This is a genomic window from Desulfovibrio sp. 1214_IL3152, from assembly GCF_036763055.1.
In the GTDB taxonomy this organism is placed as follows: Bacteria; Desulfobacterota; Desulfovibrionia; order Desulfovibrionales; family Desulfovibrionaceae; genus Desulfovibrio.
The window spans coordinates 1-1,525 of record NZ_JBAIYW010000336.1 but is presented as its reverse complement, the minus strand read 5'-3'; the positions used below and the strand labels follow the sequence as shown (position 1 = coordinate 1,525).

The window sequence follows — 1,525 nt, the reverse complement described above, 5'->3', positions numbered from 1 at the left end:
CGCGGCCTACCTTATCTGGCTCGGCATCCAGGCACTGCGCCACGGCCGCCAGACCGGCGCGGCTGTGGTAAAGGTCGCTCCGACCACAGACACCATGCAGAAAACCGGCCCGGAACAGGGCGGCAAGCAAAAAGCCGCATCAGCGCCGCGCCTTACGGGCCGCCAGTGGTTTTCATTTTTCCGGCAGGGCTTTCTGACCAATGCCCTGAACCCCAAGGCCGTTATCATTTTTCTGACGTTTCTGCCGCAATTCATGAACCCGCACGCGCCGCTTGCGCCGCAGTTTCTTGAGCTGGGCGGCATACTGTCGGCCCTGTGCCTGCTTTGGTACGTGCCTCTGGCCTACATGCTCGGGCGCGTACGTCATGTTTTTGAAAGCAGCCGTTTTCAGCTCTGGCTGCAACGCTTCACAGGTTTCATCTTCATAGCCTTCGGTCTCAAACTGGCCGCAGCGCAGTCCCGCTAACCAGCGTCGCGCCAGCGACCTTCAAACTCAGCAAAAAGGTCTGCCACCATGATTGAACTCATAAGCAATGCCGTTGTCATTGATGGAAACACCATACGCAGTGCCGAAGAGGCCCGCGCCAAGGGCGTGGATGTTGAGGCCGCGCGCAAAAACAGCCTCGCCGCGCGCATTCTTGCCGCGCACAACACAGCCCCGGAAGGGGAAAATGTGCTGCGCATCCGCTTTGACGCCATGGCGTCGCACGACATCACCTATGTGGGCATTGTCCAGACGGCGCGGGCCAGCGGGCTTACGGAATTTCCCGTACCCTACGCCCTGACCAACTGTCACAACAGCCTTTGCGCCGTGGGTGGAACCATCAACGAGGACGATCATCTTTTCGGCCTTGCGGCCGCCCAGAAGTACGGCGGGATCTTCGTGCCCCCGCATCTGGCGGTTATTCACCAGTATGTGCGTGAAATGATGACCAAATGCGGCGGAATGATCCTGGGTTCAGACAGCCATACCCGCTATGGCGCGCTGGGCGTCATGGCTGTGGGCGAAGGCGGGCCAGAACTGGTCAAGCAACTGCTCGGCAAGACCTATGACGTGGCCGACCCGCAGAAAATAGCCGTCTGGCTCGAAGGCGCGCCACGCCCCGGCGTAGGCCCGCAGGACGTGGCCCTGGCCCTTATTGCCGCTGTTTTCAACAACGGCTTTGTGAAAAACAAGGTGTTGGAATTTATGGGTCCCGGCGTGGAGGGCCTTTCGGTGGAATACCGTTGCGGCATCGACGTCATGACCACCGAAACCACCTGTCTTTCATCCATCTGGACCACAGACGCCAAGGTGGCCCGCTATCTTGAAAAGCATGGCCGCCCCGGCGACTACGCCGAACTGCGCCTTGAAGGCCCGGCGGCCTATGACGGCCTTATTCGCATTGATCTCGGCAAGATCGTCCCCATGATAGCTCTGCCCTTCCACCCCAGCAACGCCTACCCCGTGGCCGAGGTTGCAAAACACGCTCCCGAACTGCTGGCCCATGTGGAAGACGAGGCCCGCCGCCAGTTCGGCGACGCC

At 60.5% G+C, this 1,525-nt stretch carries 2 protein-coding genes; both read left to right on the top strand.

Features of this window, described 5'->3' with window-relative positions; translation table 11 throughout:
- Positions 1-466: LysE family translocator (locus V6C07_RS07300; protein WP_333535702.1), on the top strand; the 466-nt coding region annotated here is incomplete at its 5' end.
- A gap of 48 nt (positions 467-514) precedes the next feature.
- Positions 515-1,525 (top strand): aconitase family protein (locus tag V6C07_RS07295; protein ID WP_333535701.1); only part of this gene is annotated, 1,011 nt, incomplete at its 3' end.